We start from the raw sequence: 17396 nt of genomic DNA on the forward strand, positions 1-17396 counted from the left end.
CCTCGTACTATTTCTAGTACAAGGGGGCTTCAGCATATCAGCCTCGTTCTGTTAGCTCAGCCGGTGAGGTTAGCGCGGTTGGTAGGCGCGGGCACGCTCAGCACGAGCACGGCGCGCCTCCGCATCCTGCAGGACCGGCACCAGCATACGCACCACCTGGCCCATGCCACGCAGCACCAAGTTCAGCCACAAACCCACAGACCACACCGCCGCCACACGCGGATGCCCCGTGCGCATCCACCGCACACCCAGAAAAGACAGCGAGTAATACAGCAGAAGCAGCAGTGACTCACGGAAACGGTGCACCTGCCGAAGAATAGGGTTCTGAGGAAGCTTCATCATGCCTCCCAGTATACCCACCGGAACCCCCGCCAGGACTCCCCCGCACTACCCGTAATAGTCACGAATCGTCACCGTCGTCAACCCCCGTTGATCCAACAACGCCCGAATATGGTCCAGCTCAGACACCACACCCCGATAATTCAAATGCCCAATCACAATATGCTGAGCCAAAGCGTACTTCTCCGCATAGGCATACACCTCAGCCGAAGAAATATTAGACGAATCCGCCAACGACCCGTACCACAGCACCGGGCGCGTAAAACCACACGACGCCGCAGCCGCCAACACGCGCTCATCATAATACCCGTACGGCGGGCGGAAATACGGCTTCGAAGACACCCCAAAAAGCCGCACAATCTCCTCATCATTACGAGTCAGCTCACGCACAATCTGCTCATCCGTCAGGCTCGTCAACGCCGCATGACTATACGTATGGTTCGCAATCTGCAACTGACCACTCTTCACCAGCGGAAGCAACAGGTCACGATGCTGCTTAAACGCCGGGTACTGGCAGTTAATAAAGAACGTGAGGCGCGTGCCGGTACGGCGGGAAAACTCCGCGTAGGCGCGCACCACCTCCGGGTCGGCGCCGTCATCGACCGTCCACGCAATGTACTTGCCCTCACCGGGCAGGCCGGTCTGCGGGCCGGTCCAGGCACGAGCTTCGGGAACCGGGTTCGACGAGGTCGCAGTCGCAGAAGCGGTCTGAGATGCCGCGGCGGTCGGGGATGGGGTACCCGTTGCGGAGCCAGATGCGGAAGGGGTCGAAGAAGGGCTCGCCGAGGCGCTACCCGACGCACTACCGGACGGGCTGCTCGATGGGGTGTTCGACGGGGTGCAACCGGTGAGGCCAAGACCCAGCACGCCGAAGCTCACCGCGCCCAGGCCAAAGGTACCAACGTGTTGTAAGAGTTCCCGTCGCCCCATGGAGGCGCGGGCAGAGGCGCCCGATATCATGTGGTCAGTAGCGGGGTTGACGATAGCGGACTGACGAGTAGTGATAGGTGTTTCTGAGTGTGGAACAGTGTTCATATTACGAGTGTATGATGAGACCACTGTTAGCTATCGAAAAATTCAAAATATTACTTAATGATTAACAACTGCGCTATTAAAGAACCTTTATGCACTTTCAGTCCCCTCACTCATCGAAGACCACGCTCAGTACACTAAGCTACCCGCACGCCGGATAATCCCAGGTACAGCTCTATGTACAGATTCAGGTACAGCTCCAGCTACAGCGCAAGGTGCAGCTCTAGGTAAGCGCAGCAAGGCCCCTCCCCCTGAACACGTTCATAACGCGCCTAGGGAAGGGGCCTCAATATATAAAGTTCACGCAATCGTACTGCCAAGTACGCAGATACGATCAAGTACGCGGAGTGAAACCTACTCGGACTCCGAAGCTTCCGGCTGTTCCGCCTGAGCGGATTCCAACGCATTCAGCGCCTCCAGAGCCGCAGCCTCCGCAGCCTCTTCGGCGTCTGCCTCAGCCACACGCTCAGCATCCGACTCAGCAGAAGTCACCGCCGCCGGGTTCGTCAGAACCTTCACACCCATGCTGCGCAGCGCATCCGTATTCGTGATCGTCTCGTCATTATCAATCAGGTACACCTTGTACCCATCATTCCGCAGGCGACGCATCAGCTCCAGGAGCATGCTCTGAGCGACCTCATCCACCGCGTACACGCGAGTCACATCCAGGGCGACCTTCGAACCCTCCATCGGGGATTCCACAATCTCACGAATCACACGCTCCACACCCGCAAAACGGATACGGCCCTGCAACTGAATCAGGCGCATAGACTCATCGCCCGAACCGATCTGGTAGTTCGCGCGCAACGCCGAACGAGCCACGGTCGGCACGTTCATCACGTGCATGCCCATGTCATCCGAGAACTGCTCGAACAGCTCCACACCGCGCACACTGTTACCGTGACCGTCCAGACGCGGCGAGAACGTCGCCACACCCAGCTGACCGGGCACCGCACCAATAATGCCGCCGCCCACGCCGCTCTTCGCCGGCACACCCACCTGGGTCGCCCAGTCACCCGCAGAGTTATACATGCCGCACGTGAACATGACGCTCAGCACCTGACGCACCACAGTCTTAGGAACCACCTGCTCACCCGTCACCGGATGCACACCATAGTTCGCCAAAGTCGCCGCCATCAACGCCAAATCCTTAACCGTCACCATCAGCGAGCACTGGCGGGTATAACCCTGCACCGCCACAGTCGGGTCACCGGTCAGGATGCCGTGGCCGCGCAGCATGTGCGCAATCGCGTAGTTGCGGTGCGCGTGCTCCAGCTCAGACTCGTACACGCGCTCATTCACCGACAGGCGACGGCCCGCAAACGCAGACAAACCAGAAATGACACGCTCCATACGCTCGCCCTGAGTCGCACCGGGAGGACCCACCAGCGAATGGGTGGTAATCGCGCCCGCGTTAATCATCGGGTTCAGCGGCTTACCGGAGCCGTCCTCCAGGGACAGCTCGTTGAACGGCTCACCGGAAGGCTCCACGCCCACCTTCGCAAGCACGTCATCATAGCCGCGGTCCGCGAGCGCCAGGGCGTACACGAACGGCTTAGAAATCGACTGGATCGTGAACTCCACATCGGAGTCACCGGCGGCGTACTGCTCACCATCAACCATGGCGATAGACGCGGCAAGCTTGTCCGGGTCCACGGCGGCAAGTTCCGGAATGTAGTTTGCCAACTCACCGGAGGTATCAGAAGCGACCGACTCGAGGGTCTCGGTCAGGTAAGTGGCAATAGGTGAATGCATAGTGTTCCGTATCTGCTGCTAATCGTGGTTGTTCTCGTCAAAAATTCCAGGATGCGCCCGCCCGCTGTTCCGTTTCAGCTATTCCGTTTCAGCTGGGCTGAGGCGCTCATCGTTACAGGCCACCGCGGCTGCCAAGCTAAAGAGCCAGCCAGCGGACCTGTCAAAGTGTGCGGGTGAGGAGCACTTTTTGCTCCCTAAAGAGTGTATCTTTTGCATAGTTGAGCCACCAAATATAACGGTCGCCTCTCCCCCGCTATCTCTGGTTCTGGTACCTGTTCTGGCTTGCTATTTCTGCTCTATCTACCGCGGCGGGCAGACCTGCCGGCGAAGCATGGGCAAAATCTACGCGAGGCAAAACCTACGCGAGGCAAAACCTACGCGAGCCAGCCTACGGGTGGCGAATCGAAGCCGGCTCACGACCACCCAGCTCGGCGGTCTCCAGCTGGAAGGTCGAGTGCTCAACCGACACCTCAAAATGGCTCGCCACACACGAACGGATATGGTCCAGAATCGTCACCGCAGACCCGTCATGGAAGCATGAATCGGCAACCACCACGTGCGCGGTCACCACTGGCAGACCGGTCGCCACCATCGAGGCGTGCACATCGTGCACCTCTACAACGCCGTCAACGCGCAGCATGTGCTCACGCATCGCGTCCAGGTCCAGGCCGTCCGGGGTAAACTCCATGAGCACCGCCGTGGTCTGCTTCATCAAACGTACTGCACGCGGCACAATCAGCGCCGCAATGAATAGACCCGCCAGGGCATCCGCCTGGTAGAAGCCGGTCAGCCAAATCACGATAGCCGCCACAATCACGCCCAGCGAGCCCAGGGCGTCATTGAGCACCTCCAGGAACGCGGCACGCATATTGAAGTTCGCGTTCCTCGCCGTAGCCAGCACCGCAATACCAATAGCGTTCGCCACCAGGCCGACCACACCAAAGATCAGCAGCTCGGTGCCGGGCACCTCCGGCGGGGCGAACAGGCGATGCACGCCCTCCACCGCCGTGTAGATACCCACCGCCAGCAGCAGCACCGACTGCCCGAGGGCGGCAAGCACCTCAATACGGCGGAAACCCCACGTGCGGCGGGACGTTGCCGGGCGCGTCATGAGCGAAGCCGCCGTAAGCGCCACCAGCAGGCCCGAGGCATCCGTAACAGCGTGCGCCGTATCAGTCAGCAACGCAAGACTTCCGGTGACCAACGAACCAATCGCCTGCGCCAACACAATAACGACCGCCAGACTGAACGCAATCAGCAGTCGCGGACGCATCGAGGCGGCGTCCTCCGGGCTCGGGGCATGCGAATGGTCGTGGTGATGCCCGTGGTGACCGCCGTGGCCGTGATGTGCGTGCGCTCCCATGAGTGGCTCCTTAACTACTCACTACACCGTCAGCTCTAAAGAACTGTCGGCTACCGAAAACTACCGGCAGATAGCAAAATCGCCCGATTCACAAGAACCGGGCGACAAGCTCCTCAACCGAGGAAAACGTGGAGATAAGGGGACTCGAACCCCTGACCCCCTGCATGCCATGCAGGTGCGCTACCAGCTGCGCCATATCCCCATATTCTGTTAGTGACCTCAACGAGGCAACATGAATATATTACACACACCACGGACAGCGATGCAAACCAGCGCACCCAAAAATCCAAAAAGTTCCCGGCGGGTAAGCCAAAGGCTAAGCAAGAAGGGCGGACCCCGCGGCACCATACAGCGCCAGCAGAGCCCACCCCTCATCAGCTAAAAATCAAGCAGAAGCCTATGCCTCATCCTGAGCGGGAATGATGCGTGCAGCATCTTCCTCAGTCTCACCCTCAATGTCGAAGGGAGCCTCGTTCTCAACGCCCAGCTCAATACGCGGAGCCTCAGCCCACAGACGATCCAGAGCGTAGAACTCGCGGTCCTCCTCATGCTGAACGTGCACGACAATATCGCCGAAGTCCAGCAGAATCCAACGACCCGAGGAACGACCCTCACGGCGGACCGGCTTCAGGTCAGCCTGCTCACGCAGAGCGTCCTCAACCTCATCCGCAACGGCGTTCACGAGGCGCTCATTGTGGGCAGAAACCACCAGGAAGCCATCAATCAGACCCATCGCGTCGGAAGCATCCACAGCGAACAGGTTCGTTCCCTGCTTCTCCTCCGCAGCGCGGGCGGCAATGCGCAGAGCCTCAATCGAGGACTGTGCAGCAGTCATATTTTCCTTCCTTGCCGGCAGAACACCCGCCGGCAGCACCCGCAACAGGGGTGCATTGTTCACGGCCTACTTAGGGCCAAAAATCATAATCAGACCAACAACGACCAGGGCGAGCAACAGCACAATCCACAGCCACGCCAGGGAGGTCTTCTGCGCAGGCTGCAGAACCTCTTCAGCCTTCTCAACAGCGCTCTCAGAAGCAGACTCATCAGCTTCCTTCGAAGCCTCAGCGGAAGGCACCGGTGCAGACTTCGACTCAGCGGACTTGGACTCGCCGTCTTCTGCGGCTTCCTCAGACTCCTCAGACTCCTCAGCGTCCTCGGTGACCTCTTCAACCAGAGCAGCAGACTCTTCGGGATCCTGACGATCCACCATGCGCTGCAGCAGCTCCTCAACCTCATCCGGGCTCAGAGCAACGGTCGGGTCGCCGTCCACCGAATCCACGGTGTCACCAGCGGAGGCGCTATCCAGCACGCTCAGGTCAAGACCCTGCGCGTTCACTGCGCTCACGCGGGTGGGCAGTTCGTCAGCAGACTCTTCAACCTCAGCAACCTCAACGGTCTCTTCCTCAACGGAAGCGACCTCGGTCTGCTCAGCCTCAACGTCAGAGCTGTCCAGCTCCTCAACCTTCGGCTCATCGCGCACCAGGTACTGGTGCAGCTCGGGTTCCGGCTTCTCCTCCTTGACCACGGCAATGACAGGGATTGAAGAAGTCATCGGGTTATCCACCGCGGAGGGGCTGGTCGCATCCACACGGTTCTGCGCGATCTCTTCGGGACGCAGAATACGCAGGCTACTGGTCAGAGGAGCAGGCTCGTGCAGCTTCTCCTCATCGTTCGCCTCAGTGTCAATCTTGCCCTGCGCCGCCAGCGCCGCAAAACGACGCTGAACAGCCAGAACCTGCGGGTCAATAGCGTCCGCATGAATCACGGAGCCCATATTCGCAACAGGCTTCGCGGGCTCACCGCGGCGGGCTGCACGCAGGTACTCGGCAACTTCTTCACGGTAGCGGGCAAGACGGCGCGGACCCATCACCTTAGTAGGCGGCGGCACCTCAATGCCGTCCTCGGTCACGTACGTCTCGTAGAGGTACGCTTCGTCCTCGCTATAGGGCTTCGAACCCGTAGCTTCACTCATGTGTTCCCTCATTATTCGTCGATTGGGGTGCCTGCCCAGACTCATCTTTCACGTGAGGCAAGCCGTCACGGTACGCCGTCAAAGCGTCCTTCTTGTACAGGCCGTACTTAGCAATGTACTGCACCACACCATCCGGCACCAGGTACCAGATGGGGGCATCTTCAGCTGCGCGGCGACGAATATCGGTCGAAGAAATCGCCATCGCAGGAATCTTCAGGGTCGTAATATGACGACCCTCAGCCAGCGGCGGATCCAGATCGTGATCGGGGCGGGTCACACCCACAAAAGTCGCCAAATCCCACAGCTTATGGGCATTGCGCCAGGTCATAATCTGGCTAATCGCGTCCGCGCCGGTAATGAAGAACAGGTCAGCATCCGGGCGCAGGGCGCGCAGCTCGTTAAGCGTATCAAAGGTGTAGGTGGCGCCGCCACGGTCAATATCAATACGGCTCACCGTAAAACGCGGGTTCGACGCGGTCGCAATCACCGTCATCAGGTAGCGATGCTCAGCGTCACTCACGTGCCGCTCCCCCACCTTCTGCCAGGGCTGACCGGTCGGAACGAACACAACCTCGTCCAGGTCGAACACGGCGGCAACTTCACTAGCTGCCACCAGGTGTCCGTGGTGAATCGGGTCGAAGGTTCCACCCATCACACCCAGACGCACCCGACCGGGGGTACGCGGGGGAATCGACTCGGTGCTCGGAGCACCAAAATCAAGGTGAACAGGCTGGTCAGTCACAAATGCCGTCCTTGCTGGGGACAGAGACCGCACCACGGCAACTTAAAGAGCCACCACAGGTGCGGATGCGGGCAGGTACACAGAAGGTACGCAACACCGAAAACGGTGCCCGCGTACATTCCCCTCTATGCTACCTGCTTACGGTCAAAAAAACCGAAATGACGGGGGTGAGCTAAGCCGCCAGTGGAATACCCAGCCAGCACGCCCGACCACAGGTTCACCGCAGGCTCACCCGCATGTTCCAACACACACATCCGGCGCGAGCGGCAACCACAGAACACAAAAGAAAGCACCGCACACAAGAAAGCACCGCGCACCGGAGCCAAACCCCGGTACGCGGCACCACTCACTGTCTATGAAACAGCTGTCTATGAAACAGCTGTCTAGGCAACAGCTGTCTAGGCAACAGCTACGCTTCAGCTACTAGTCGTCGACGTTCGGCATGTCGATATTCTCGTCGACCTTGCCTTCCTTCAACTTCTTGCGGTACTCAACCGACTCGGTCCACACGCCTGCAGCGCGCTCGGACTCCAGCTCGGCACGAGCCTCCGCCTTCGCGTCCATACGCTCCTTGTACTCCACACGCTTCTGCGCACGAGTCGGGCGAATGATCTCTTCCAGACGAGCGTCCGTACCACGCGGGGAGGACAGCAACTCAGCGCCACCGACCATGGTCGGCTCCCAATCGAAGATCACCGAGTTGTCATTCTCACCAATCACCACGGCGTCACCGGCACGAGCACCAGCCTTGAACAGCTCATCCTCAACACCCAGGCGCGCCAGGCGGTCCGCCAGGTAGCCGACAGCCTCATCATTATTGAAGTCAGTCTGCTGAATCCAACGCTCAGGCTTCTCACCAATCACGCGGAACAGCGGCTCAAGGTTACGCTCCTCGCGGCGAATAATGAACTCCTGCTTCTTCTTAACGCGGAAGCCCTTCGGGCGAACCACAGGAGCCTCAACAACCACGCGCTCCGCTTCCTTCTCGGCAGCGGCACGAGCCTCGCGGTCTTCCTCAACGAGCTTTGCCATCGCAAAGATCAGGGACTTCAGACCCTCATGGGAAGCAGTCGAAATCTCGAAGACCTTGAAACCCATCTCCTCAAACTCGGGGCGAACAAACTCAGCCAGCTCACGAGCCTCAGGAACGTCAATCTTATTGAGCACCACAATCTGCGGACGCTCATGCAGCGGCACGGTCACACCCGCAGTCGGGTCAACCTCATAGTTCTGCAGCTCGCCGCGAATCACCTCAAAGTCACTGATCGGGTCGCGGCCCGGCTCCAAAGTAGCGCAGTCAATCACATGCACCAGAGCCGAAGAACGCTCCACATGGCGCAGGAAGCGGTGACCCAGACCGCGACCCTCAGAAGCGCCCTCAATCAGACCCGGAACATCCGCAACGGTATAGCGAACATCGCCTGCCTGCACCACACCCAGGTTCGGGATCAGGGTGGTGAACGGGTAGTCAGCAATCTTCGGACGCGCCGCAGAAATCGCAGCAATCAACGAAGACTTACCCGCCGACGGGTAACCCACCAGAGCCACATCCGCAATGGACTTCAGCTCCAGAACAATATCAGCCTCTTCACCGGGGGTGCCCAACAGAGCAAAACCGGGAGCCTTACGCTTAGCCGAAGCCAACGCAGCGTTACCCAGACCGCCCATACCACCATGGGCAGCAACATACTCGTCGCCCACACGCAGCAGGTCAGCCAAAACATTACCCTCGCGGTCCTTCACCACAGTACCCTGCGGCACGGTCAGAACCAGGTCCTCACCGTTATAGCCGTGGTGCATATCGCCACGACCAATATCGCCATTCGGGGCGTGCTGATGCGGGCTGTGGTGGTACTCCAACAGGGTCGTGGTCTGGTTATCCACGCGCAGAATCACCGCGCCACCATTACCACCATTACCGCCGTTAGGGCCGCCCAGGGGCTTAAACTTTTCACGTCGCACGGAGACGCAGCCGTTACCTCCGCGACCGCCAGATACATGCAAGACCACGCGGTCCACGAACTCTGCCACGGGTTCTCCTTATCTTGAACATCTTCACTTCGCCACCGCACGGCACACACCAATCATGCTGCGGATGCGGCGGCAGGCGCGACCGGGTTGGGGTGCGCCTCATCGTGGAACCCAGCACGGGCATCCACGGCATTCGAGGTCATAGCGAGAGGGGGTAGACTAACGCCTACCCCCTCTGCCCTAGCGGTGAGTATTACTCAGCTGCTGCCAGGATGTTAACGACCTTGCGGCCCTTGCGGGTACCGAATTCGACGGTGCCTGCTGCCAGAGCGAACAGGGTGTCGTCGCCACCGCGGCCAACGTTCAGGCCGGGGTGGAAGTGGGTGCCGCGCTGGCGAACGAGAATCTCGCCTGCGTTGACGGACTGGCCGCCGTAGCGCTTAACACCGAGGTACTGGGGGTTCGAGTCACGGCCGTTACGGGTGGAGCTTGCGCCCTTCTTGTGTGCCATTCTGTATTCCTACCTTAGGGTTGAATTCCGGTCGTCTTAATTACGCGTTGATAGCGGTAATCTTGACGGTGGTCAGCTCGGCGCGGAAGCCCTGACGCTTCTTGTAACCGGTCTTGTTCTTGTACTTCTGAATAACGATCTTCGGACCGCGCAGGTCCTCAACCTTCTCAGCAACAACCTTGGCGGAAGCCAGGGACTTTGCGTCAGCGGTGACCTTGTCACCGTCGACGAGCAGCAGCACGGGCAGCTCGATGGTGCTGCCGGGCTCGCCTGCAACACGGTCAAGGGTAACGAGGTCGCCTACGGAAACCTTCTCCTGGCGGCCGCCAGCGCGTACAATCGCGTATGCCACTATGGGACTCACTTTTCTCGACAACTTGCTTCTTGAATCTCACACGAATGAGCAGCCTGCGCTTTCATTGCTGTGCGCCCTCCCCCGCCAATCAAATGACCGCGAACAAGGAGGAACGGCCCGTGCGTTCCGACGGGATTGCCCGCCGAAGCCAACACGCGAGGCTCACCGGTGGTGTCTCTCTCCCGCACGTTCCAACCTCAGCCGAATACTCGACCGCGCCGAAGACGATGCGGGTGGGAGCGGTGTCTCCCGCTGGCCCTGCGTCGATAGGGCTTCACTGAGATAAACACCAGTCCTTAAGGATACGGCATGATCTACGCGCCGCGCAATAGATAAATTTTCGGAACGCACGAAGTCGGCACGTGATACTACTCAACCCCGGCAGATACACCGCAGGTAGACCGGGCATAAAAACCCCGGCGAGGTGGATTACTCCACCCCGCCGGGGCGCAACATACACACCATCGGAATTCCGATGATCGGAAGCTAAAGACTAATCGTCCTTACCTTCACGCTTAATATCGGCAGCGGCAACGCCAATGCCGAACAAGACAGGAGCCGAAGCGTCATCAGCCACCGGAGCCACATCCGCAACAGAAGCGGAAGCAACCACGGAACCCTCAGCACGCTCGGAAGCGTCAACAGTTACTACCTTAGCACCAGCACCAGCGCTCGACGCCGCACGGCGAGTGCGACGCTTACGCGGGGTTGAACCCGGCACCTGAGCCGCAGGCTTCTGAGCCGCAGGCTTCTGAGCCTCCTCAACCGGAGCCTCAGCCTCAACTGCGGCAGGAGCCGAACCGATCACACCGGTCACAGCCGGAGCACCAATCACGCCGGTCACCACCGGGCGAGACTCAGTCTTCGCGGACTTCTCAACTTTACCATCCTTTGCGGGTGCCTGCTCAGATGCCACATTCTGCTCAGTTGCCACGCTCTGCTCAGCAGCCTTCTCGGCACGCTTCTCATCAGCGGCACGACGCGCACGGCGGCGGGACGCACGCGGAGTCTCGCGGACATCCTCAATGCGCAGATCCTCACGCTCAACACGCTTGGACTCCTGAGCCTTCTCGGAGGTTGCCTCAGCGTTCTGCTGCTCGCGGTTCTGACGCTTCGCCGCACGATCCTCGCGGTTCGAACGGAACGACTCACCCTCAGTGCGGGCAAGACGGCCAGCCTTCTGAGAAGCACGAGCCTTCGCCTCGCCAGCGCGAATCGCCTCGAAACGATCCGAAGAGCGGCTAAAGCGCGGGTCGAGCTCCGGGTCAACGTGGTGCTCGTCCTCCAGCGCACCCGCACCGGAATCCTCCACAGCGGCAATATCCGCATCGGTCAGCTCGCGGCGCTGGCGGTTACGAGAAGACTTCTTCTCGCCACGCTTGGACGAACGACGCTCCTCCGAACGGTCCTCTGCAGAACGCTCCTGGTCAGAGCCATTCGAGGAATCCTCAGCGGACTCCTCCTCCACGCGGTCAAACGCGCTCGCCAGCTGCTCCAGGGAGAAACCGCCCTGCTCGCCAATCCAGTTGCCGCCAGTCACCTCAGCGACCTTGTCCTCACGCTGAGCAACCTCCGCGTGGGCCTGCTCGCTGGCAACCTCAGCAATGCTCTGAATCTCCTGCTCCAGAGACAGTTCAGCGGTCTCCGCGCGGCGCGAACGCTTGCGACGCTTACGCTTCTTACGGGTCGAAGTGGTCTCATCCGAAGCCTCATCAGCCTGAGCGGATGCGGCAGCCACCGCAGCCATAGCGTTACGGCGCTCAGCCTTCTTCGACTCCAGAGCATCCTGCTTCTGCTGGTCACGAGAATCCTCGCGGGCAGCGGCACGGCTACGCTTACGGTCATTACGCTCATGGCGGTGGATGTAATCCGACGCGCCACCGCTACGGCCGCTCAGCGGCTGATCATGCACAATCAGGCCACGGCCAGCACACTGCTCACAGGGCTCCGAGAAGACCTCAAGCAGACCGGTACCCAGACGCTTACGGGTCATCTGAACCAGACCCAGCGAGGTCACCTCAGCCACCTGGTGCTTGGTACGGTCACGGCCCAGGCACTCAATCAGGCGACGCAGAACCAGGTCGCGGTTCGACTCAAGCACCATGTCAATGAAGTCAATGACGATAATGCCGCCGATATCGCGCAGACGCAGCTGGCGGACAATCTCCTCAGCAGCTTCCAGGTTGTTCTTGGTGACGGTCTCCTCCAGGTTGCCGCCGCTACCGGTGAACTTACCGGTGTTCACGTCCACCACAGTCATGGCTTCGGTGCGGTCAATCACCAGCGAACCACCCGAAGGCAGGTACACCTTACGATCCAGAGCCTTCGCCAGCTGCTCGTTGATGCGGTAGTGGTCGAAGAGGTCATCCTCGCCATCCCACTGCTGCAGGCGGGAAACCAGGTCCGGCGCCACGTAGGTCACGTACGCCTCGATGGAATCCCAGGCGTTCTCTCCCTGAACAATCATCGCGGTGAAGTCCTCGTTGAAGACGTCACGCACGGTCTTAATCATCAGGTCGGGCTCCTGGTAGAGCATCTCCGGAGCCAGTACCTTACGGGAGTTAGCCTTCTCCTGAATCTCTTCCCACTGCGCACGCAGACGGTTAATATCGTGGGTCAGCTCCTCCTCAGAAGCACCCTCCGCCGCGGTACGAACAATCACGCCAGCACCCTCGGGCAGCTTGTCCTTCAGAATCTTCTTCAGGCGAGCACGCTCGGTGTCGGGCAGCTTGCGGGAAATACCGGTCATCGAACCGCCCGGCACGTACACCAGGAAGCGACCGGGCAGGGAAACCTGGCTGGTCAGGCGGGCACCCTTGTGACCAATCGGGTCCTTGGTGACCTGCACCAGAACCGAATCGCCGGGCTTCAGGGCGTTCTCAATCTTGCGGGGCGCACCGTCCAGACCGGTAACATCCCAGTTGACCTCGCCCGCGTACAGCACAGCGTTGCGGCCGCGTCCAATGTCAACGAACGCAGCTTCCATGGAGGGCAGAACGTTCTGAACCTTACCCAGGTACACGTTGCCAATCAGGGAATCCTGCTGGGTCTTGGACACGAAGTGCTCAGCCAGCACGCCGTCCTCAAGCACGCCAATCTGGATGCGGCCGTCCTTCTGACGAACCAGCATCTGACGGTCCACGGACTCGCGGCGAGCCAAGAACTCAGCCTCAGTCACGATGTGGCGGCGGCGGCCCAGGGAGCGGGACTCGCGGCGGCGCACACGCTTCGCCTCCAGGCGGGTAGAACCGCGCACACCGGTCACGGTGTTGGATGCGTGAGAGTCAGCCAGGCGCGGCGCACGCACCTTGGTGACGGTCTCAACGTCATCATCAACGCCGCCCTCAATCTCAATATCCTCGGTACCGCGGCGACGGCGACGGCGACGGTGGCTCGTCACCTCAGCCTCAGCGGCAGCCTCCTCGCGGCGGCGCTCCATGCGCTCCTTACGCTTCTGCTCCTCGGCAGCGGCGCGGCGTGCTTCACGCTCCAGCTTGGCGGCAACAGCGAGCTCGCTCAGCTCCTCCGGCTCGGGCGCCATGAACAGCGGCATCGCACCCATGGGGGTACGCGAGCGCAGTTCCTGCAGCTTCTCGCGCTGCAGGTCGCTAATGGTCTTTACCGGCTCGGGAGCTTCTGCGGGCTCCTCAGCCGCGGGCTCCTCAGCAGACTCTTCTGCGGCAGGTGCCTCAGGTGCAGCTTCTTCGGTTGCGGATTCTTCAGCAACCGCAGCAGCCTCGGCGGGCTGCTCTGCGGCAGCCTCTTCAGCGGGATCTTCAGCCTTCTCAGCCGGTGCGGGGGTTACGACCTCAACCTTGGCGGTCTCTTCCTTCACCTCAACGGCAGGCTCGGCAGACTCAGCGGCGGGGGCAACAACTTCCTCCACCTTCGCGGTCTTCTCCACGGTCTCGGTCTTAGCAACCTTCTCAACCTTGGCGACCTCTTCAACCTTCGCGGTCTTCTCGACGGTCTCGACCTTTGCGGTCTTCTCCTCAACAGCAGGCTCAGCCGCCTTCTTCTCAGCAGCCGCAAACAGGCTATCGAGGGTAGAAGCAACCTCGGTCTCAGACGCAACGGGAGCGGCAACCTTCGGTGCCGGCGCGTGCTTAGCCTTAGCATTACGCAGGTTGGTCAGGCCAGCAGCAATCGCCTCATCCAGGGGAACCTCAGGAGCCTTCTCCTTCTTCGGGCGACCCGGACGGCGGCGCTCAGCACCCTGCTGAGCCTCAGAGCTCTCACGAACATTCTTACGCAGAGTTTCACGGGTCTCTGCAGAGGCGTTCTTCTCCTCCGCGAGGGCGTTCAGCGCCTCAAAAACCCCAAGTTCGACGTTCTTCTCGTCAGACATTAATCTTCTTTCGTTACACCCTGCTCCGCACCGCAAGGATTTTAACAGCGCGCATACAGCGCAAAGCCTAGTTGCTGCCACCGCGGCTCAAGCCTCACCCTACGGTGCGCGTTCTTCGCGGGCACTATCTCATTCAGTGCTTCTGCCGTAGGGGGCGAGCGGGCGGAACGCAGAGCGCGCCGCGACGGTCACAGCCACCTCGCTCTCGAGCACGGCACGCTCACACCCTTCCTGGGTGCCCTGCCGGTCTTCGGGTTTCTTCGCCGAGGCGGGCGGCACGCGCGGTGCGACAGTTATGCTCCGCGGCTTATAGCCGGCGCTCATCGGGTACTCTCCCTCGATGCGTTGGTGGGGATCTTCATGCGCGTGCGGGGCGCACAAGACACCGTCTTTCATTATACCCGGTAGCGGGTGCCTCTAAGCCACCCAGGACCCCCAATCCAGGCATCACTTCCCACCAGGATGCGCGGGCACTGCGGCGAGCACCATAGCGGGTACAGCAAAGCCGGGCGTGCCACTACGCACCACCCGGCTTCAAAAACTTTCAGAGGAGGGACTAGTTCAGACCCAGCTCCGCATCGCGCGCCTCACGAGCCTGCTGAGCAAGCTTCGGGTCAGTCGGCAGGTACTCCGGACCAGATCCAGTCGCAAACGGAACACCCAGAATGAAAACGAACGGAGAAACCACCAGCAGAATCACCCACAGCAACGAGAAGTGACCGGCGGTCAGCAACAGCAGGGCAGTCAGAAAAATAACGGCAGCAGCGCCCATTGCGGCAATTCCGGCAGTCTTCACGGTTCTCCTCGAAGGGGTATCAAGAATCTAGTGTCCAGCAGAACGGCGGGCAGTCAACGCCGCAGGCAAAACCCGCGGGCGGTCCCGGCTGATGCCGCTCATGAATATACCTGACCATTATACGCACCCGCGCCGCCTCCCCGCTGACTTCACGGCTCGGGTCACCGGCACCTCCCCCGCTACCCGCTGCATTCTTCCTGCCGCAATCTACCGGCACATTCTGCCTGCGGGTACAGCAACGCCCCGGCACCAACAGGTACCGGGGCGGTACAGCTCAATGCTTAGCGCATCATATTCACAATGACCTCAAAGAAGCGGATCACAATAATGCCGAAAATCAGGATCAACCACAGGCTAATCGCAAACCACGACCAGCCGCGAGCGCTCTCACGCATCGACTGCGACGCCGGGATAACCCCCACCGAAATATTGCGGACCGTGGTCTTCACAAAAAGCGTGATGGTCATAACCCACACGATCATGCAGAACAGGCACAGCGCGTTAATCTGGAACGTCGTCTGGTACCACAGCCACATGATGAACGCGGTCGCAACCGCCAAACCAATGTCCATGCAGACCCAGAACCACTTCTTGAACTGTGCGCCCGCCATCATCGCGGCACCGATAGTCACCACAATCGAGAAGCCCACCAGGCCAATGAACGGGTTCGGGAAGCCGAAAGCCTCCGCCTGCGGGGTACGCATCACCGTACCGCAGCTGAGCAGGGCGTTAATATCGCAGACCGTGGAGTGGCCGGCATCAATGTAAATCTGCAGGCGCTCATACACCAGAATCGCCGAAGAAATCAGCGCAATCAGACCCGCACCAATCAGCCAGAACCCGAGCTGTCGGTCAGAGTAGCCGCCAGCGGTTCCCTTGCGCCCGTGCTGCTTTTCTGCCTCAGTGTGGTTGGGCTCGGTAGTACTCGATGCGGCGGTACTCATACGACTCCTTTAGATAGTGTGTTTCACCTCGTGCAGTAGCGGGTACATACCGGCGCGGCATAGCCAGCACCCCGGAAGCGGTACCCCATTTATCCTAGCCTCTCACAACACCAAATGGCACACTGTTAGCCTGTATGTTCCGTTTATGACGTGCTATTTTACGCAGATGGGTGCGTTTTCGGGGCTTTTTCGGGGCTCGTTCCGGGCGCTTTCGAGGCGTATTCGGGAAGTCTTTAACGCGCGAAAACCCCCGGGAGGCGCCCGCAATTTAGCGGCGGGCGGAACCTTCCGGGGGTCTCCACGGGATATTTCTAGGGCTTTATCTGGGGCATTACCTAGGGCGGTATTACCTAGGGCAGCGGGTGGGTGTACGAATCGTCAAAGAACTGCTGCTCCAGCTCCACCGCGCGGCTAAAGAACTCGCGGGCAGCCTGCGCATCCGCCGGGCCCACACGGTCCAGCTCACGGCGCAGGAAATCAACCAGCTCACGGAACTCCGGGTAGTCGTGCAGAGTAATCCACTCGTGGTGCACGAAAGAATCCGGGCGCTTGGCGGGAGCCTTCGACGCCCAATCCAGGTACAGGCCCTCGCAAACCACCAGCACCGACAGAATCGCCGCGTAGCTGCCGCTTGCCGCCGCATCCAGGAAGAGACGCTTGAAGCCGGTGGTCGCCTCCGTATCGGGCATGGATTCACGCTGATGCTCGGTCACGCCCAGAGTCTCAAAGCAGCGCAGGAAGTAGGTGTTCTCGTCACCAGCAATTTCACCGGCGAACTGCGCCAGGCGCAGACGGCCCGCGAGAGTATCAGCGTTGGCGATAGCACCACCAATCAGCGCGAGGAACGTGTCCAGGAAGCGGTAGTCCTGCACCAGGTAGCCCGCCATGACCTGCGGGGCAATCGAGCCGTCAAAAAGCTCAGCAACAAAGCGGTGATTCGTGGCGGAGAGCCAGGTGGCAATGTTCTCCTGGCGCAGGGACTCGGTGAATGAATCGGTGCCAATCAAATCGGTGAAGGGTGCGGGCATGATGGGTGCCTTTCGCTATGTGGCATACCGTCGCTGGTATGCGTATGTGTGCGGGTGTGTTGGTGCGGCCTCGAACGTTGGGGCCGGCGCCTCAGTGAATATAGCACCGTGTCGTGGAGGCGTGCCCGGTTTTGCGCCCCGGTGCCCGCAAATTTTCGTTCTTTTCGATTTTTTGGGTGGGTGAGGGCGGATGATGCCGGTCAAATTCGGGCGATTGGGGTTAGGTGAGAGCCCATGGGA

At 60.3% G+C, this 17396-nt stretch carries 14 protein-coding genes and 1 tRNA gene; all 15 read right to left on the reverse strand.

Annotation, left to right across the window (positions count from 1 at the left end; translation table 11 throughout):
- Window positions 1-69: 69 nt before the first annotated feature.
- Window positions 70-342, reverse strand: coding sequence for a hypothetical protein (locus HMPREF3055_RS07190; protein WP_246823486.1), 273 nt, complete (start codon window positions 340-342; stop codon window positions 70-72).
- Window positions 343-387: 45 nt separating this feature from the next.
- Complete coding sequence (locus HMPREF3055_RS07195; protein WP_070738722.1) at window positions 388-1374, reverse strand: polysaccharide deacetylase family protein; 987 nt, start codon at window positions 1372-1374, stop codon at window positions 388-390.
- Window positions 1375-1725: 351 nt separating this feature from the next.
- Window positions 1726-3126 carry a glutaminase gene (locus HMPREF3055_RS07200; RefSeq protein ID WP_070738724.1) on the reverse strand — a complete coding sequence of 467 codons (1401 nt, stop codon included), beginning with the start codon at window positions 3124-3126 and terminating at the stop codon, window positions 1726-1728.
- A 388-nt stretch (window positions 3127-3514) separates the two neighbouring features.
- Window positions 3515-4489: a cation diffusion facilitator family transporter gene (locus HMPREF3055_RS07205; protein WP_049350108.1), complete on the reverse strand. Its 975-nt coding sequence runs from the start codon at window positions 4487-4489 to the stop codon at window positions 3515-3517.
- Between the two features lie 129 nt (window positions 4490-4618).
- Window positions 4619-4691, reverse strand: a tRNA-Ala gene (locus HMPREF3055_RS07210).
- A gap of 195 nt (window positions 4692-4886) precedes the next feature.
- Window positions 4887-5324: a ribosome silencing factor gene (gene rsfS, locus HMPREF3055_RS07215; RefSeq protein WP_005505774.1), complete on the reverse strand. Its 438-nt coding sequence runs from the start codon at window positions 5322-5324 to the stop codon at window positions 4887-4889.
- Window positions 5325-5390: 66 nt separating this feature from the next.
- Window positions 5391-6461, reverse strand: a complete 1071-nt coding sequence (locus HMPREF3055_RS07220) for a sulfite reductase subunit alpha (protein WP_070738726.1) — start codon at window positions 6459-6461, stop codon at window positions 5391-5393.
- Window positions 6454-7203 (reverse strand): nicotinate-nucleotide adenylyltransferase, encoded by a 750-nt coding sequence (gene nadD / locus HMPREF3055_RS07225; RefSeq protein WP_049360451.1) that lies wholly within the window; start codon window positions 7201-7203, stop codon window positions 6454-6456. Before nadD ends, HMPREF3055_RS07220 begins: the two co-directional genes overlap by 8 nt.
- Before the next feature lie 423 nt (window positions 7204-7626).
- Window positions 7627-9234, reverse strand: a complete 1608-nt coding sequence (gene obgE / locus HMPREF3055_RS07230; protein WP_070738728.1) for a GTPase ObgE — start codon at window positions 9232-9234, stop codon at window positions 7627-7629.
- A gap of 193 nt (window positions 9235-9427) precedes the next feature.
- Entirely contained in the window at window positions 9428-9685 is a 258-nt protein-coding gene (gene rpmA / locus HMPREF3055_RS07235; protein ID WP_005505766.1) for a 50S ribosomal protein L27, read from the reverse strand.
- Window positions 9686-9725: 40 nt separating this feature from the next.
- Window positions 9726-10037, reverse strand: coding sequence for a 50S ribosomal protein L21 (rplU, locus tag HMPREF3055_RS07240; RefSeq protein WP_005505764.1), 312 nt, complete (start codon window positions 10035-10037; stop codon window positions 9726-9728).
- Window positions 10038-10533: 496 nt separating this feature from the next.
- A complete protein-coding gene (locus HMPREF3055_RS07245) occupies window positions 10534-14388 on the reverse strand; it encodes an Rne/Rng family ribonuclease (protein ID WP_083318022.1) in 3855 nt (1284 codons plus the stop codon).
- A gap of 556 nt (window positions 14389-14944) precedes the next feature.
- Window positions 14945-15184 carry a hypothetical protein gene (locus tag HMPREF3055_RS07255; protein WP_012903409.1) on the reverse strand — a complete coding sequence of 80 codons (240 nt, stop codon included), beginning with the start codon at window positions 15182-15184 and terminating at the stop codon, window positions 14945-14947.
- A gap of 281 nt (window positions 15185-15465) precedes the next feature.
- Window positions 15466-16128: a vitamin K epoxide reductase family protein gene (locus tag HMPREF3055_RS07260; protein WP_070738734.1), complete on the reverse strand. Its 663-nt coding sequence runs from the start codon at window positions 16126-16128 to the stop codon at window positions 15466-15468.
- A gap of 350 nt (window positions 16129-16478) precedes the next feature.
- Window positions 16479-17156: a TenA family protein gene (locus tag HMPREF3055_RS07265; protein WP_070738736.1), complete on the reverse strand. Its 678-nt coding sequence runs from the start codon at window positions 17154-17156 to the stop codon at window positions 16479-16481.
- Between the last annotated feature and the right edge of the window lie 240 nt (window positions 17157-17396).

This window comes from Rothia sp. HMSC061C12, from assembly GCF_001815755.1.
Taxonomy (GTDB): domain Bacteria; phylum Actinomycetota; class Actinomycetes; order Actinomycetales; family Micrococcaceae; genus Rothia; species Rothia mucilaginosa.

What these genes read in the sequence shown, in the direction of transcription:
- HMPREF3055_RS07190 (WP_246823486.1), bottom strand. Translation starts at nt 342, where the DNA reads ATGATGAAGCTTCCTCAGAACCCTATTCTTCGGCAGGTGCACCGTTTC.
- HMPREF3055_RS07195 (WP_070738722.1), bottom strand. Translation starts at nt 1,374, where the DNA reads ATGAACACTGTTCCACACTCAGAAACACCTATCACTACTCGTCAGTCC.
- HMPREF3055_RS07200 (WP_070738724.1), bottom strand. Translation starts at nt 3,126, where the DNA reads ATGCATTCACCTATTGCCACTTACCTGACCGAGACCCTCGAGTCGGTC.
- HMPREF3055_RS07205 (WP_049350108.1), bottom strand. Translation starts at nt 4,489, where the DNA reads ATGGGAGCGCACGCACATCACGGCCACGGCGGTCACCACGGGCATCAC.
- rsfS (WP_005505774.1), bottom strand. Translation starts at nt 5,324, where the DNA reads ATGACTGCTGCACAGTCCTCGATTGAGGCTCTGCGCATTGCCGCCCGC.
- HMPREF3055_RS07220 (WP_070738726.1), bottom strand. Translation starts at nt 6,461, where the DNA reads ATGAGTGAAGCTACGGGTTCGAAGCCCTATAGCGAGGACGAAGCGTAC.
- rpmA (WP_005505766.1), bottom strand. Translation starts at nt 9,685, where the DNA reads ATGGCACACAAGAAGGGCGCAAGCTCCACCCGTAACGGCCGTGACTCG.
- HMPREF3055_RS07245 (WP_083318022.1), bottom strand. Translation starts at nt 14,388, where the DNA reads ATGTCTGACGAGAAGAACGTCGAACTTGGGGTTTTTGAGGCGCTGAAC.
- HMPREF3055_RS07260 (WP_070738734.1), bottom strand. Translation starts at nt 16,128, where the DNA reads ATGAGTACCGCCGCATCGAGTACTACCGAGCCCAACCACACTGAGGCA.
- HMPREF3055_RS07265 (WP_070738736.1), bottom strand. Translation starts at nt 17,156, where the DNA reads ATGCCCGCACCCTTCACCGATTTGATTGGCACCGATTCATTCACCGAG.